The organism is Pantoea sp. RCC30.1 (genome assembly GCF_058148845.1).
The window spans coordinates 155,135-170,892 of record NZ_JBXUHX010000003.1 but is presented as its reverse complement, the minus strand read 5'-3'; the positions used below and the strand labels follow the sequence as shown (position 1 = coordinate 170,892).

The following is a 15,758-nucleotide window of genomic DNA, read 5'->3' as shown; positions in this document are numbered from 1 at the left end:
GCGTCAGGAAGATAATGTTCTGATGAGATTAGAGAAATCTTCTTTGATATCGTGGCTCTCTTCACGCAACTGCTCAATCTTGCGGCAGGCATGAAGCACCGTTGTGTGGTCGCGACCCCCAAAAGCATCGCCAATTTCTGGCAAGCTGTGGTTCGTCAACTCTTTCGCCATCGCCATCGCCATCTGGCGCGGACGCGCTACCGAGCGCGAACGGCGCTTGGAAAGCAGATCCGCCACCTTGATCTTGTAGTACTCAGCCACGGTCTTCTGAATATTATCGATGGTGACCAGCTTTTCCTGCAGCGCCAGCAGATCGCGTAGCGCTTCGCGCACGAAGTCGATGGTGATTGCCCGACCGGTAAAGTTGGCATTGGCGATCACGCGATTCAGCGCGCCTTCCAGCTCACGCACATTAGAGCGTAAACGCTTGGCAATAAAGAAGGCGACTTCACCAGGCAGACGGATGTCGTTCTCATCCGCTTTTTTCATCAGGATCGCCACACGCGTTTCCAGCTCAGGCGGTTCGATCGCCACCGTTAAACCCCAGCCGAAACGTGATTTGAGACGATCTTCCACTCCGTTGATCTCTTTTGGATAGCGATCCGAGGTGAGGATGATCTGCTGATTGCCCTCTAATAAGGCATTAAAGGTGTGGAAGAACTCTTCCTGCGATCGCTCTTTATTAGCAAAGAACTGAATGTCATCGATCAGCAGCGCATCGACAGAACGGTAATAGCGTTTGAACTCTTCAATCGCATTGTTCTGCAGCGCTTTAACCATATCCTGAACAAAGCGCTCGGAGTGCATGTAAACCACTTTTGCATTCGGTTTACGGGCAATGATGCCATTGCCTACCGCGTGCAGCAGGTGTGTTTTACCAAGACCGGTGCCGCCATACAGAAACAGCGGGTTGTAAGCGCCGCCAGGATTATCCGCCACCTGACGTGCCGCCGCGCGCGCCAGCTGGTTGGATTTACCCTCGACAAAGTTATCGAAGTTATGACGGTTATTCACATTCGAGCGATAGGTGACGTCGGCCGGTGCCGGGACATTATCCCAGCTGGGACGCATGATCTGCGTCGGGGCCGGACGGATGTGACTCTGCACGGGCATCACGGGTGCGCTGACGCTGGCCATGACTGGCTGGCTGAACGCTGCCGCCTGCTGCTGAACCGGACGCGTACCCACTTCGAAACGCAGCGCTGGCACGTTTGGACCGCAGAATTCATTCAGCAGTGCATTGATACTATTAAGGTATTTGTCCCGAACCCAGTCGAGTACGAAGCGATTTGGAGCATACAAGGCAAGCGTATTGTCGTTTAACTCAGCCTGCAGTGGACGGATCCACATGCTGAATTCGGTGGCAGGAAGCTCATCCTGCAAACGGGCAAGACACTGTTGCCAAAGCGTAAGTGACACGGCGGACTCCACTCGTACAAATTCGAAAAGAATAGTAGGCGTTACTCTAAGAAACGTTCATTTTTGACACAGACGCTAAGAAAGCGCCTGCGACCGCTATCAGCGGTTTTCCGTCCTGCAATCACCGGAGGATCGTCAGCGGAAGGGCGGATCATAGCGCAAAGCGAGACAGAGATCTTCCCTTTCTACACAGTTTTGATCCTTTTTATCCACAGGCCAGAGACGCGCAAAGAAGTTTACGCCAGTTGCGGGAAAAACCAGCAGGGATCTGACGCAATGCAATAAATTTTCGGGCGACATCTCATTTTATCCCCAGGATCCGGCAGGCCGATCGCAATAAGATCCCGTACGATCCTTGCGCTTTAGTAAGGAGCCCGTATAATCCTTCACCCGACATTATGCTGTAAGGCGCAACGTCGGGACTCAGCGGACTGTATGCGGGTTTTCAGGTACTACAACACGCGAAGTAAATTGACTCGGGACTGTACAATTATTACAATCCCGCCTCTTTATTAAAGACACATTGAGGCGTAGGTCGATTTATTGGCCCGAAACGCGTCATCCAGTGAAAATTTTCAAGTTTAGGTAGAAACCGCCATGAAACGCACTTTTCAACCGTCCGTACTGAAGCGCAACCGTTCACACGGTTTCCGTGCTCGTATGGCAACAAAAAATGGTCGTCAGGTTCTGGCACGTCGTCGTGCTAAAGGCCGTTCTCGTCTGACCGTTTCTAAGTAATAAAGCAAGCCCTGATGGGTAAGCTCGCATTTCCCAGGGAGTTACGTTTGTTAACTCCCACTCATTTCACTTTCGTCTTCCAGCAGCCACAACGGGCTGGCACGCCGCAAATTACTATTCTCGGCCGCCTTAACGCGCTGGGGCATCCCCGCATCGGTCTCACCGTCGCTAAAAAACATGTGAAACGCGCTCATGAACGCAACCGGATCAAGCGATTGACCCGCGAAAGCTTTCGTCTGCGTCAACATGAACTGCCGTCGATGGACTTCGTGGTGGTCGCGAAGAAGGGGGTTGCCGATCTGGATAACCGTATGCTGGCGGAAGCGTTGGAGAAATTATGGCGTCGTCACTGTCGCCTGGCGCGCGGCTCCTGATCGTCCTGATACGCGTCTATCAACGCGGTATCAGTCCATTACTGGGACCACACTGTCGGTTTCACCCGACCTGCTCTCATTACGGAATTGAGGCGTTACGCAGGTTCGGCCTGATAAAAGGCAGTTGGTTGACATTAAAACGCGTATTAAAATGCCACCCTTTGAACCCGGGTGGTGACGATCCTGTGCCGCCAAAAACCTTTGATACCAGAGAACATTAACGATGGATTCGCAACGCAATCTCTTTCTCATCGCTTTTCTGTTCGTGACCTTTATGATCTGGCAAGCCTGGCAGACGGACCACGCTCCGCAGCCACAGCAGACGCAGACCACACAAGGCACTAACAGCGTAGCGGGTGATACCGCCAGTCAGGGTGTACCGGCCAGCGGTCAGGGCCAGACGATCACCGTTAAGACTGATGTCCTGTCATTGAATATCAACACCCGAGGCGGTGATGTTGAACAAGCACAGCTGCTGACTTTCCCGGACAAACTGGGTTCCAGTCAGCCATTCCAGCTGCTTGAAACAACCCCAGCGTTCCTTTATCAGGCACAGAGCGGTTTAACCGGTCGTAATGGCCCGGATAACCCGAACAACGGCGCGCGTCCGCTGTTCAACGCTGCGCAGGATCACTTCGAGATGGCAGATGGCCAGTCCGAACTGCGTGTGCCGATGACCTACACCGCTGAAAATGGCGTGGTTTACACCAAAACCTTCATCTTCAAGCGTGGCGAATATGCCGTTAATGTCGATTATCATGTCAACAACACCACCCAGCAGCCGCTGGAAGTGTCGCTGTTTGGCCAGCTGAAGCAGACAATTGATCTGCCTAAGCATCGTGATACCGGCAGCAACAACTTTGCTCTGCACACCTTCCGTGGCGCGGCCTACTCCACCAGCGAGTCGAAATATGAGAAGTATAAATTCGACAATATCGCGGATAACGAGAACCTGAACGCGACGACCAGCAATGGCTGGGTTGCGATGCTGCAGCAGTACTTCGCGACGGCATGGGTTCCGCGCACCGAAGGCACCAACACCCTTTACACCAGCAACCTGGGTAACGGCGTAGCGGCGATTGGCTATAAATCTGCACCGGTCACCATTGCCGCGGGCGCACAGCAGAATCTGGGTGCAACGCTGTGGGTCGGCCCGGAAATTCAGGACAAGATGGCAGCCATTGCGCCGCACCTTGATCTGACCGTGGATTACGGCTGGTTGTGGTTTATCTCTCAGCCGCTGTTCAAACTGCTGAAATTCATCCACAGCTTCATCGGTAACTGGGGCTTCTCCATTATCGTGATCACCTTCATCGTGCGCGGCATCATGTACCCGCTGACCAAAGCGCAGTACACCTCGATGGCTAAGATGCGCATGCTGCAGCCGAAGATTCAGGCGATGCGTGAGCGTCTGGGTGATGACAAGCAGAAACAGAGCCAGGAAATGATGGCGCTGTATAAAGCAGAGAAAGTGAATCCGCTGGGTGGCTGTCTGCCGCTGGTGATTCAGATGCCAATCTTCCTGGCGCTCTACTATATGCTGTCAGGCTCGGTTGAACTGCGTCATGCACCATTTATTCTGTGGATCCATGACCTGTCAGCGCAGGACCCGTACTACATCCTGCCGATTCTGATGGGCATCACCATGTTCTTCATTCAGAAGATGTCACCGACCACCGTGACCGATCCGATGCAGCAGAAGATCATGACTTACATGCCGGTGATTTTCACGGTGTTCTTCCTGTGGTTCCCGTCAGGTCTGGTGCTGTACTACATCGTCAGCAACCTGGTCACCATTCTCCAGCAGCAGCTGATTTATCGCGGCCTGGAAAAACGTGGTCTGCATAGCCGCGACAAGAAGAAAGCGTAAGCGATCCAAAGCGGGAGCAATCCCGCCTTAAAATAGTCTATTCTCAGGCGGTCAAAGCGACCGCCTGTGTTTTTTGTAGCGAGAGAAAATTTATGAGCCACAGCGATACCATTGTTGCCCAGGCGACGCCACCCGGACGCGGCGGCGTAGGCATTCTGCGCGTCTCTGGCGCGCAGGCGGCAGAGGTCGCCCGCCAGCTGCTGGGTAAACTGCCTAAGCCGCGTTATGCCGATTATCTGCCGTTCACCGATAGCGACGGCAGCGTGCTGGATCAGGGGATTGCGCTGTGGTTTCCTGGCCCCAACTCCTTTACCGGCGAAGATGTGCTGGAGCTGCAGGGCCACGGCGGCCCGGTCATCCTCGATCTGCTGCTGAAGCGCATCGTGATGCTGCCGGGCGTGCGTATCGCGCAGCCGGGTGAGTTTTCTGAACGTGCGTTTCTGAACGACAAGCTCGATCTGACGCAGGCCGAAGCGATTGCCGACCTGATTGATGCCAGCTCGGAGCAGGCGGCACGTTCAGCAGTGAATTCGCTGCAGGGCGCTTTCTCAACCCGCATCACTCATCTTGTGGAAGCACTTACTCACCTGCGGATCTATGTCGAAGCCGCTATCGACTTCCCGGATGAGGAGATCGATTTCCTCTCTGACGGCAGAATCGAAGCGCAGCTGAATACGGTGATCGGGGACCTGGATGCGGTTCGTGCCGAAGCGCGTCAGGGCAGCCTGCTGCGTGAAGGGATGAAAGTGGTGATTGCGGGCCGGCCTAATGCGGGCAAATCGAGCCTGTTGAATGCGCTGGCGGGCCGTGATGCCGCCATCGTCACAGACATTGCGGGCACCACCCGTGACGTACTGCGTGAGCATATTCATATAGATGGCATGCCGCTGCATATCATCGACACCGCCGGTCTGCGTGAGGCCAGCGACGAAGTCGAACGCATCGGGATTGAGCGCGCCTGGCAGGAGATCGAACAGGCTGACCGCGTGCTGTTTATGGTAGACGGCACCACCACTGATGCCACCGAAGCGGCGGCTATCTGGCCCGATTTTGTCTCCCGTCTGCCGCCGGAACTGCCGATTACCGTGGTACGCAACAAGGCCGACGTCACCGGTGAGTCTCCCGGCCTGACAGAAGTAAATGGTCACTCACTGATTCGCCTGTCGGCACGTACCAGCGAAGGCGTCGATGAGCTGCGGGATCACCTGAAGCAGAGCATGGGATTCGCTGGCAACATGGAAGGTGGCTTCCTGGCACGCCGCCGCCATCTGCAGGCACTGGAGCTGGCGGCCACACACTTACAGCAGGGTAAAGCGCAGCTGCTCGGTGCCCGCGCCGGTGAGTTACTGGCAGAAGAGCTGCGAGTCGCTCAGCAGGCGTTAAGCGAGATCACCGGCGAGTTCACCTCTGACGATCTGCTGGGTCGTATCTTCTCCAGCTTCTGTATCGGTAAATAACCGTGCAGGCCTGACGGCATCGCGCTGTCAGGCCTGAATTCCCGCCACGCTGCCTCCTCTGTTATACCCGCCTCCGCGTTGATTCTTGCTGATATGTTATTTTGCGGCGGCACCGCTTTGACGTATAACGGTTGAAGCGCCGATCTGACCTGAGGCTATGAATTGCGGTGAGTGAATCCCCCCTCATCCCGCCACATCGGGCCGGACGCAAACCCATTACGTGAACACCCTTGGGCGAACTTTTTCGCCTGAAACAGGAGAGTTGCATGAGTACACCGCTTGAGACTGCCGCACTGGATACGCTGTTTAATGACGCCCGCACTCACAGTTACTGGCAGGCTAAGTCCGTCGATAACGCCCTGCTGGAACAGCTCTATGCCTTAACGGCACTGGGCCCGACCTCGGCGAACTGCTCGCCTGCGCGATTTGTTTTCGTGACCTCGGCGGAAGGCAAAGAGAAGCTGAAACCGGCACTCTCTTCCGGCAATCTGGACAAAACCATGAGCGCGCCGGTCACGGTGATTGTGGCCTGGGACCGCGAGTTCTATGAGCAGTTGCCCGCGCTGTTCCCGCATGCGGATGCACGCAGCTGGTTTACCGGCAGCCCGGAAGCGGCAAAAGAGACCGCTTTCCGTAACAGCAGCCTGCAGGCGGGTTATCTGATCCTGGCGGCCCGTTCGCTGGGTCTGGATGCCGGTCCGATGTCCGGTTTTGATCCGGCCAAAGTCAATGATGCCTTTTTCCCCGACGGTCAGTATCAGGTTAACCTGCTGATTAACCTCGGCTACGGTGAGGCATCAAAACTGCATCCGCGCCTGCCGCGCCTGAGCTTTGAGCAGGCGAGCCGCTTCGCCTGATGCTACCCGCGTCGCGATTCGGTTCGCGACGCGTATCTAAGATCGATCCCGCCAATCTGCGCTACTCCGCTCATCCTATTCCGAATTTAACCTAATCTGTGCGTTGCCAGGTGCATTCCGATAAGAAAATTCCTACAATGCTTCTGATGATTATCTGACCATTTTCACGGAGCGACAGATGGCTGGTCATTTTGTACGCTGGACGGGCGATCCCGGCTTCCCGGCTAATGATTTACGCATTCCCCAGGCTATCTCCGACACGGCACAGCAGTTTGCTGACAAACGCCGTGGGCGATTTCTTGCCGCGCGTACCCTGCTGGCACAGCTGATGCTGCGGGTTTATGGCATTAATGAGCTGCCGCGCCTGATTATCCAGAGCAACGGACGTCCCGTATTTGCTGACAGCGATCTGCCCGACTTTAGTATCGCTTATGCGGGTAATACGGTGGGTGTGCTGCTGGCCGAAGAGGGTGGACGTGCCGGTCTGGATATGGAGATTGTGCATGCTCGGAGTCGCCAGACTCAGGAGCAACTGATTCAGGGATTAACCTCGGGCGAGATCGCCTGGATCAATGCCCAGCAGGATGCCATGGAGGCAGTGACGCAGATCTGGACATTACGCCAGAGCATTCTCAAGCTGACGGGAGAAGGTGATCGGGGACTGGATTCGCTGCGCCTGTTACCCGGTGCGGGTCGGCTGCGATCGTCACTCTATCCCGACATCCAGGTGGTGTGTGACGCGGAGCTTGTGCTGGTCTGGTCGTGCGCGCTGTCGTCTGCGACCCAGCGTCTGCATTTGTGGGAGATGGATAGTGCCTTTCAGTGGCACCCATTACGCGAAATAGAGATGGGTAAGCCCAACATCGGGCCTCATGCCCTGCGGCTGACCAGCCTGCCCAGCGAGCGCAGTCTGCATCCTGAAATATAAAAAAGCCGCAACCCAGAGATTGCGGCCCTCAATAGCCCTCAATACGCTTAGTGCCCGTCGATAAAAACAATCTTCAGCACAAACAGCAGAGCAACAATCACCACGCAGGGGCTGATTTCACGCCAGCGGCCGGTGCCCAGCTTCATGACGCAATAAGCGATAAACCCCAGCGCAATGCCTTCGGTAATTGAAAAGCTGAAGGGCATCATGGCGGCGGTTACAAATGCCGGAACGGCTTCGGTCAAATCATTCCAGCGTACGCGCGACAGGCTGGCAGTCATCAACACGCCAACGTAAATCAGCGCGCCCGCAGCGGCGTAGGACGGCACCATTGCCGCCAGCGGTGACAGGAAGGTCACCAGCAGGAACAGCAGCCCGGTGACCACCGCCATCAGGCCGGTACGGCCACCAATCGCCACGCCCGAGGTGCTCTCGATATAGGCGGTCACGGATGAAGTGCCCGCCAGCGCCCCACTTACCGAACTGATGCTGTCAACATAGAGCGCCTGCTGCATCCGTGGGAAGGTGCCGGTTTCATCGGTCAGTCCCGCTTTGTCGGTGACGCCGATCAGCGTGCCGGAGGAGTCGAACAGATTGACCAGCATAAAGGAGAAGATCACGCCCGCCATGCCAATGTTAAAGGCACCTTTGATATCGACCTGCCCGACTACCGAAGTAATGGAAGGCGGCGCAGAAAACAGGCCGACAAATTTCACATCGCCCAGCATCCAGCCAATCGCCGTGGTGACGACCATCGAGATCAGCACCGCCGCATGGATATTGCGTGATGCCAGAATGGCGATAATAAAGAAGCCCAGTGCGCCCAGCAGCACGCTGTGCGAGGTCAGGTTCCCCACCGCCACCAGGGTATTGGGATTCGGCACGATAATACCGGCGTTCTTCAGTCCCATCATGGCGATAAACAGGCCGATACCGGCGGTGATACCCACGCGCAGGCTCAGCGGGATATTGGCAATCATCCAGTAGCGAACCCGCAGCAGCGTCAGGATCAGCAGGCAGACTGCACCCCAGAAGATCGCGCCCATACCGACCTGCCACGAATAGCCCATCGCGCCGACCACCACAAAGGCGAAAAAGGCGTTCAGCCCCATTGCGGGCGCCAGCGCCACTGGCAGATTGGCAAACAGTCCCATGAGAATGCTGCCGAAGGCGGCAATCAGACAGGTGGTTACAAACACCGCCTGGGTATCCATGCCAGCGACGCCGAGGATCTGCGGATTGACGAAGACGATATAGACCATCGTCAGAAAAGTGGTGATACCTGCGATCACTTCGGTGCGCACCGTGGTGCCATGTTCCTGCAGCCTGAAGATGCGCTGCAAAACGCCTTGCTTGCTCATGCCATCCATCCAGAAGAAAAAATCATCGGCGCGTATCCTGGCGATTTTACCTGGCCAATACAATGATTTTTCGCAACCGATTGCCAGTCTCGCAATCTGCGCTGAGTACGGTAGAGTGTGGAGCACACCCCTGAATCGAAGGATAGAGTCTGATGTCAGTAGAATGCGTCTTTTTTGATTGCGATGGCACGCTGGTGGACAGTGAGTTGCTCTGCACCCAGGCCTACGTCAATACCTTTGCCCGTTACGGCCTGGACCTGTCGCTGCAGCAGATGTTTGAAAAGTATAAGGGGGTAAAACTCTACGACATCATTCGTGACGTGGGCGACGCGCATCAGGTGTCGCTGCCGATGGAAGAGGTAGAAACGGCTTACCGCACGGAAGTCGCGCGACTGTTTGATCAGCAACTGCAGCCAATCGCAGGCGCGAAAGCGCTGGTTGAACAGATAAAGGTGCCGATGTGCGTGGTTTCAAACGGGACGGTAAAAAAGATGCAGCACTCGCTGGGCTTAACCGGCATGCTGCCGCTGTTTGCGGAGCACCTCTACAGCGGTTATGACATTCTGCACTGGAAGCCCGATCCGGAACTGATGTACCACGCGGCGGAACAGATGCAGGTGCCGATTGAGCGCTGCATTCTGGTGGATGACTCCGAAGCGGGTGCCCGCGCCGGTATCGCTGCCGGCATTCCGGTCTACTACTACTGTGCTGACCCGCACAACCCCGAACTGGATCATCCGCTGGTGACGCGTTTCGACGACATGGCGCAGTTGCCTGCGCTGTGGCGCGCCCGTGGCTGGGATCTGGTGTAGCGCGGGCCAGCATGACACACACCGTCTGGTTTTTAACCCTGCCTGGCGTCATGGCGCTTGATCTGGCCGGCCCGGCCGAGACGCTGAAGCTGGCGGGGGATCGCTTTACGCTGCGCTACATCGGCCCGCAGCCGGAGGTGGTCTGCTCCACCGGCATGACCATTGGTGGCATCGAACCCTTACCGAAAGAGTTGCCCGCCGGGAGCCTGCTGGTGGTGCCTGGCGTCTATGACTCGCAGATCTGTTATGCCACACCGCAGGCCGCAGAAGCACGCGAATGGCTGATGCGTCAGCACAGCGCGCTGCGCGCGCAGACCTTTATGCTGGTCTGCGTCTGTTCGGGTGCGCTGCTGGCGGCGCAGGCGGGTATGCTGGATGACGTACTCTGCACCACTCATCATGATGTGATTGCCCGTCTGAAAGCGGCGGCCCCGCGCGCGCAGGTGCAGGAGAATCGGGTGTTTGTCGGGCATGAAAATATCTGGACCAGCGCGGGCATCACGGCGGGAATCGATCTGGCACTGCATCTGATCTCTCAGCTTTGCGATACGCCCACAGCGCTGGCGGTGGCGCGGGAAATGGTGGTCTGGTTCCGCCGTGCCGGTGACGATCCACAGCTTTCACCCTGGCTGCGTTATCGCAATCACATGCATCCGGCCATTCATCGGGCGCAGGATCTGATGATTGCCCATCCAGAGCATGGCTGGACGTTGACTGAACTGGCCGGACGCACCCATGTCAGTAGCCGCCATCTGGCGCGGCTGTTTCGTCAGCATCTGGGGATCAGCGTGCGGGAATATCATGAGCAGCTGCGGGTTGGCGTGGCGCGCCAGCGTCAGCAGCAGGGTGAATCTGCCGAAAAAGCGGCGCTGGCGGCGGGGTTTTCATCGGCACGCCAGCTACGACGCGCCCGCCAGCGCGAAACCGATCAGCTGACGAAGTGACGGGTATCGACGCGTTTCAGCACCATTCCCAGCAGCAGGCTGCCGCCCAGCGTCAGCCCGAACACCCAGGGCAGGTCGAGCCACGGACGCGACATATCATCGTAGTGATGAGTACGCAGGTAGTGAATGAACAGCGCATGAAAGCCGTAGATCGGCAGTGAATAGCGTGCAATCACCGTAAAACCTGGCAGGGTGCGCTGGTTCAGGCTGTTTTTAAACACGATCAGCAGGCTGATCGCGGCGATAAACACTAGCGGTCCGCAGTAGAGATACCAGGTATCGTTAAACGCTCCGTTGACGATCAGCGCCTTTTTCGTCCCCAGCGTAATGCCAATCACACAGGCGATAAACAGCCCGGCAGCCAGCGGCGTCAGGCCGCGTCGGCTGGTCTCCATGGTGCCAATCGCCCGTCCCAGCAGCGCATAGAGCAGGTAGTAAATGCTGTCGCCGCTGACATAGAGATTAACCGGCAGAAAGTGAAACGGGCCCAGCGACTGGCTGACCGTATTGGGGTTGGCGAGCACCGCCAGCACCAGCACCAGCAGCGCGACGTAACGCGCCTGCACGGTTTTCACCTGAATCAGCGGCGACATCAGATAGATGCCGATCAGCGCAAAGAAGAACCACAGATGATAGAACACCGGCTTCTGCAGCATCTTCAGGATCGAACGTCCTTCGCTGATCGGCGTCAGCCAGGTGATATAGGCCAGCGAGACCGCGCTGTAAAACAGCAGACAGAGCACTAGCCGGAGCATATGGCGCGGCTGAGCGCTGCGTTCGCCGAAAAACAGGTAGCCGGAGATCATAAAGAAAAGCGGAACACAGACGCGTGATGCCGAGTTCAGGAGATTAGCCACATCCCAGGTCGTGCCTGTCACCGCCATCGGCCCGGTGATATACCAGGTGGTGGTGTGAATCACGATCACCATCAGGCAGGCAACCGCACGTAAATTGTCGATCCAGTAAATCTTTTGCGGCATGGTGTCCTCTTGCGCATCGCTCCGTGCGCAAGAGGGTAGTCAAATGCGACCAGCGCAACAACTGCTGCCAGCAGGATTCGGAGCCATCTGTATGCCAGCGTCCGGAATCGCCGCTTAAACGCGCCGGCACCGCCTGGGATTTACGGCTGCACATCGCGCGGTCAAAGGGTATACTGTCGGCCTCTTTTTTTAATCTAACCGAAGCGCGTGCACACTCAACATGCAAAAGTTTGATACCAAAACCTTTCAGGGGCTGATCCTGACCTTGCAGGATTACTGGGCGCGTCAGGGCTGCACCATTGTCCAACCGCTGGACATGGAAGTGGGCGCTGGCACTTCACACCCGATGACTTGTCTGCGCGCACTCGGCCCGGAGCCGATCGCTGCCGCTTACGTGCAGCCATCACGCCGTCCTACCGATGGCCGCTACGGTGAAAACCCGAACCGTCTGCAACACTATTACCAGTTCCAGGTGATCATCAAACCGTCACCGGACAACATTCAGGAGCTCTACCTTGGCTCGCTGAAAGAGCTGGGTATGGATCCGACGGTGCATGACATTCGCTTCGTGGAAGATAACTGGGAAAACCCGACGCTGGGTGCCTGGGGACTCGGCTGGGAAGTGTGGCTCAACGGCATGGAAGTGACGCAGTTCACCTACTTCCAGCAGGTTGGCGGCCTGGAGTGTAAGCCGGTAACCGGTGAGATCACCTACGGTCTGGAGCGTCTGGCGATGTATATCCAGGGCGTCGACAGCGTTTACGATCTGGTCTGGAGCGATGGCCCGCTGGGCAAAACCACCTACGGCGACGTGTTCCATCAGAACGAAGTGGAGCAATCCACCTATAACTTCGAATACGCCGACGTTGATTTCCTCTTTACCTGCTTCGAGCAGTACGAGAAAGAGGCGCAGCATCTGCTGGCGCTGGAAAAACCGCTGCCACTGCCCGCCTACGAACGCATTCTGAAAGCGGCACACAGCTTTAACCTGCTGGATGCCCGCAAAGCGATCTCGGTAACAGAGCGTCAGCGCTATATTCTGCGCATTCGTACCCTGACTAAAGCCGTGGCTGAAGCTTACTACGCCTCTCGCGAGGCAATGGGCTTCCCGATGTGCAATAACAAAAAGTAAGAGGCAGCCATGACTGAACAAACCTTCCTGGTGGAGATCGGCACCGAAGAGCTGCCACCAAAAGCCCTGCGCAGCCTGGCAGAAGCCTTTGCCGCGCAGGTCACCGCTGAACTGGATGCCGCTAACCTGAGCCACGGCGAGGTCAGCTGGTTTGCTGCGCCGCGTCGTCTGGCGCTGAAAGTTGCAAACCTGAGCGCCTCACAACCCGATCGGGAAGTGGAGAAACGCGGACCGGCGATCTCTGCTGCGTTTGACGCTGACGGCAACGCGACCAAAGCTGCTGAAGGCTGGGCGCGGGGTAACGGCATTACCGTCGATCAGGCTGAACGCCTCGCCACCGATAAAGGCGAATGGCTGGTCTATCGCGCCCAGGTTAAAGGCGAAGTGGCCCAGGCACTGCTGCCGGCGATGATTGCGACCGCACTCAGCAAGCTACCAGTGCCAAAACTGATGCGCTGGGGCGACAGCGATGTGCAGTTCGTCCGTCCGGTTCATACCGTGACGATGCTGCTGGGCGACGAGCTTATTCCAGGCACTATTCTGGGCATTAAGTCAGATCGGATTATTCGTGGTCACCGCTTTATGGGAGAAAGCGAAATCACGCTCGATAACGCCGATCAGTACCCTGATGTGCTGGAAAAACGCGGCCAGGTCATTGCCGACTATCAGGTCCGCAAAGCGATGATCAAAGCCGATGCTGAAGCAGCCGCACGTCGCTTAGGCGGCAACGCTGATATCAGCGATAGCCTGCTGGAAGAGGTGACGTCGCTGGTGGAGTGGCCAGTAGTCCTGACTGCGACCTTTGAAGAGAAATTCCTCAAGGTGCCTGCGGAAGCGCTGGTCTACACCATGAAAGGCGATCAGAAGTATTTCCCGGTGTATGACAATGACGGCAACCTGATGCCGAACTTCATTTTCGTCACTAACATCGAATCCAGCGATCCGCGCCAGATTATCTCCGGCAACGAAAAAGTGGTACGCCCACGCCTGGCCGATGCGGAGTTCTTCTTTAATACCGACCGCAAAAAGCGTCTGGAAGATCACCTGCCGCGTCTGGAAACCGTGCTGTTCCAGAAAGAGCTGGGCACGCTGCGCGATAAAACCGATCGCATTCAGGCCCTGGCGGGCTGGATTGCCGGTGAAATTGGCGCCGATGTGAATCACGCCACCCGCGCGGGCCTGCTGTCGAAGTGTGACCTGATGACCAACATGGTCTTCGAGTTCACCGACACCCAGGGCGTGATGGGCATGCACTATGCGCGTCACGACGGCGAAGCCGAAGATGTGGCGGTGGCGCTGAATGAGCAGTATCAGCCGCGCTTTGCCGGTGACGAGCTGCCGTCCAGCCCGGTCGCCTGTGCGCTGGCGATTGCCGATAAAATGGATACGCTGGCCGGGATTTTCGGTATTGGTCAGCATCCAAAAGGCGACAAAGATCCGTTCGCACTGCGTCGTGCGGCGCTGGGCGTGCTGCGTATCATCGTTGAGAAGAACCTGCCGCTCGATCTGCAAACCCTGACCGAAGAAGCGGTGCGCCTGTATGGCAGCAAGCTGAGCAACGCCCGCGTGGTGGATGATGTCATCGACTTTATGCTGGGTCGCTTCCGCGCCTGGTATCAGGAAGAGGGTCACAGCATCGACACGCTGCAGGCGGTTCTGGCGCGTCGTCCGACCCGTCCGGCTGACTTTGATGCACGCATGAAAGCGGTATCGCACTTCCGTACCCTGGAGGCCGCTGCAGCACTGGCGGCGGCGAACAAGCGCGTCTCTAACATTCTGGCGAAATCGACTGAAACGCTGAATGAGAGCGTGCAGGCGTCACTGCTGAAAGAGAACGAAGAGATCCAGCTGGCGACGTTTGTCACCGCGCTGAGCAGCAAGCTGCAGCCTTACTTCGCTGAAGGCCGCTATCAGGATGCGCTGGTCGAACTGGCGCAACTGCGTACTGCTGTGGACAACTTCTTCGATAAAGTGATGGTTAACGCCGACGATCAGGCGGTGCGGGTCAATCGCCTGACGCTGCTGTCAAAATTGCGTGAGCTGTTCCTGCAGGTCGCGGATATTTCGCTGCTGCAGTAATTAAAGCCGGTTGACATAAACAGAGGGGACGAGAAATCGTCCCCTTTTTTACTCTGTGACCCGCCCAGAATAGCCTTGACACATTTTCCACAGATTTTAAGGAGAATGGCATGCATGTGTTACTTGTACTTAAAAGAGGGTACAGCCAGTTTACTCCTCTCCGATAAGCCACCAGGCAGGCCTGATCATAAGATGGCCCGATGGCATCACCACTTTATTACCCCTCAAATCTGCTGAAAGCCGAACCAGAGCGGGCAGTCATATCTGTTCCTGCGGTCATCATCTGAATAAACGTTGAACGGTTCACTGCTTTCTTTTTTTGATGCGTAATTTCAACAAAGAGTATCCGTAAATGGTTTTTTAATGGGAAGGCTCGCTTAGCAGAAAAGTCGGGCGGGATTGGTCGTATTTTTTCAGGTGGGGACTATGAAGCGATCATGGAATGAGCGGATAACAGAGACGATAAACATTAAGGCTGGCCACGCATGCACAGGATGACATTCAGGCTGCTGTTTCAGCAATACTATCGATAATGTCAGAACGGATTTTAAATGCGCATGTGTTTTTTTGAGAGTAAAAATGTTGCTCGTGGATTTAATTAGTAATGGCATCCTTTCATTAATTATTATTTTGGACGATTTTTTTATATAAAAACACTTAATGATCACTGGATATCGCACCCGGATTGATTTCATATATATATTTAAAGAGAGTTGCAAAATGACAACCGTTTTGAGTGGGTGATAGTTGCATTTACGCATAACAATCGATAAATTTATAATCTTATTACAGTCTGTTACTAAGAAG

14 protein-coding genes are annotated in these 15,758 nt (G+C 56.0%); 11 read left to right on the top strand and 3 right to left on the bottom strand.

Going from position 1 to position 15,758, the window contains the following annotated elements; genetic code table 11:
- Nucleotides 1-3: 3 nt before the first annotated feature.
- Entirely contained in the window at nucleotides 4-1,419 is a 1,416-nt protein-coding gene (gene dnaA, locus AC2LB6_RS04830) for a chromosomal replication initiator protein DnaA (RefSeq protein ID WP_490092656.1), read from the bottom strand.
- A 597-nt stretch (nucleotides 1,420-2,016) separates the two neighbouring features.
- Between dnaA and rpmH the strand changes: the two genes are divergently transcribed.
- From rpmH to AC2LB6_RS04795, 7 genes are all read left to right on the top strand, one after another.
- Nucleotides 2,017-2,157 carry a 50S ribosomal protein L34 gene (gene rpmH / locus AC2LB6_RS04825; protein ID WP_003849659.1) on the top strand — a complete coding sequence of 47 codons (141 nt, stop codon included), beginning with the start codon at nucleotides 2,017-2,019 and terminating at the stop codon, nucleotides 2,155-2,157.
- A 14-nt stretch (nucleotides 2,158-2,171) separates the two neighbouring features.
- Nucleotides 2,172-2,531 (top strand): ribonuclease P protein component, encoded by a 360-nt coding sequence (rnpA, locus tag AC2LB6_RS04820; RefSeq protein ID WP_008926396.1) that lies wholly within the window; start codon nucleotides 2,172-2,174, stop codon nucleotides 2,529-2,531.
- A complete protein-coding gene (gene yidD, locus AC2LB6_RS04815) occupies nucleotides 2,495-2,752 on the top strand; it encodes a membrane protein insertion efficiency factor YidD (protein ID WP_008926397.1) in 258 nt (85 codons plus the stop codon). Before rnpA ends, yidD begins: the two co-directional genes overlap by 37 nt.
- A gap of 2 nt (nucleotides 2,753-2,754) precedes the next feature.
- Nucleotides 2,755-4,401: a membrane protein insertase YidC gene (gene yidC / locus AC2LB6_RS04810; protein ID WP_090966557.1), complete on the top strand. Its 1,647-nt coding sequence runs from the start codon at nucleotides 2,755-2,757 to the stop codon at nucleotides 4,399-4,401.
- 92 nt (nucleotides 4,402-4,493) lie between these two features.
- The gene (gene mnmE / locus AC2LB6_RS04805; RefSeq protein ID WP_490092655.1) at nucleotides 4,494-5,858 is read left to right on the top strand and encodes a tRNA uridine-5-carboxymethylaminomethyl(34) synthesis GTPase MnmE; all 1,365 of its coding nucleotides are present in this window, start codon (nucleotides 4,494-4,496) and stop codon (nucleotides 5,856-5,858) included.
- Nucleotides 5,859-6,124: 266 nt separating this feature from the next.
- Entirely contained in the window at nucleotides 6,125-6,715 is a 591-nt protein-coding gene (locus tag AC2LB6_RS04800) for a malonic semialdehyde reductase (protein ID WP_490092654.1), read from the top strand.
- Nucleotides 6,716-6,893: 178 nt separating this feature from the next.
- Nucleotides 6,894-7,643 carry a 4'-phosphopantetheinyl transferase family protein gene (locus AC2LB6_RS04795; protein ID WP_490092653.1) on the top strand — a complete coding sequence of 250 codons (750 nt, stop codon included), beginning with the start codon at nucleotides 6,894-6,896 and terminating at the stop codon, nucleotides 7,641-7,643.
- A 47-nt stretch (nucleotides 7,644-7,690) separates the two neighbouring features.
- Here the strand turns inward: AC2LB6_RS04795 and AC2LB6_RS04790 are convergent, their stop codons facing one another.
- The gene (locus AC2LB6_RS04790) at nucleotides 7,691-9,004 is read right to left on the bottom strand and encodes an NCS2 family permease (RefSeq protein ID WP_490092652.1); all 1,314 of its coding nucleotides are present in this window, start codon (nucleotides 9,002-9,004) and stop codon (nucleotides 7,691-7,693) included.
- 152 nt (nucleotides 9,005-9,156) lie between these two features.
- Here AC2LB6_RS04790 and yieH point away from each other — a divergent pair, with 152 nt between their 5' ends.
- Both yieH and AC2LB6_RS04780 read left to right on the top strand, forming a co-directional pair.
- On the top strand, nucleotides 9,157-9,816 hold the full coding sequence (yieH, locus tag AC2LB6_RS04785) for a 6-phosphogluconate phosphatase (protein WP_490092651.1): 660 nt from the start codon (nucleotides 9,157-9,159) through the stop codon (nucleotides 9,814-9,816).
- Nucleotides 9,817-9,827: 11 nt separating this feature from the next.
- A complete protein-coding gene (locus AC2LB6_RS04780; protein ID WP_490092650.1) occupies nucleotides 9,828-10,760 on the top strand; it encodes a GlxA family transcriptional regulator in 933 nt (310 codons plus the stop codon).
- Here the strand turns inward: AC2LB6_RS04780 and AC2LB6_RS04775 are convergent.
- Nucleotides 10,745-11,740: an acyltransferase gene (locus AC2LB6_RS04775; protein WP_490092649.1), complete on the bottom strand. Its 996-nt coding sequence runs from the start codon at nucleotides 11,738-11,740 to the stop codon at nucleotides 10,745-10,747. The two genes, AC2LB6_RS04780 and AC2LB6_RS04775, sit on opposite strands and share 16 nt — an antisense overlap.
- Nucleotides 11,741-11,960: 220 nt before the next feature.
- On the opposite strand from AC2LB6_RS04775, the gene glyQ reads away from it, so the two are divergent.
- Both glyQ and glyS read left to right on the top strand, forming a co-directional pair.
- Nucleotides 11,961-12,872, top strand: coding sequence for a glycine--tRNA ligase subunit alpha (glyQ, locus tag AC2LB6_RS04770; protein WP_003849680.1), 912 nt, complete (start codon nucleotides 11,961-11,963; stop codon nucleotides 12,870-12,872).
- Between the two features lie 9 nt (nucleotides 12,873-12,881).
- Nucleotides 12,882-14,951, top strand: coding sequence for a glycine--tRNA ligase subunit beta (glyS, locus tag AC2LB6_RS04765; RefSeq protein WP_490092648.1), 2,070 nt, complete (start codon nucleotides 12,882-12,884; stop codon nucleotides 14,949-14,951).
- Nucleotides 14,952-15,758: the final 807 nt, after the last annotated feature.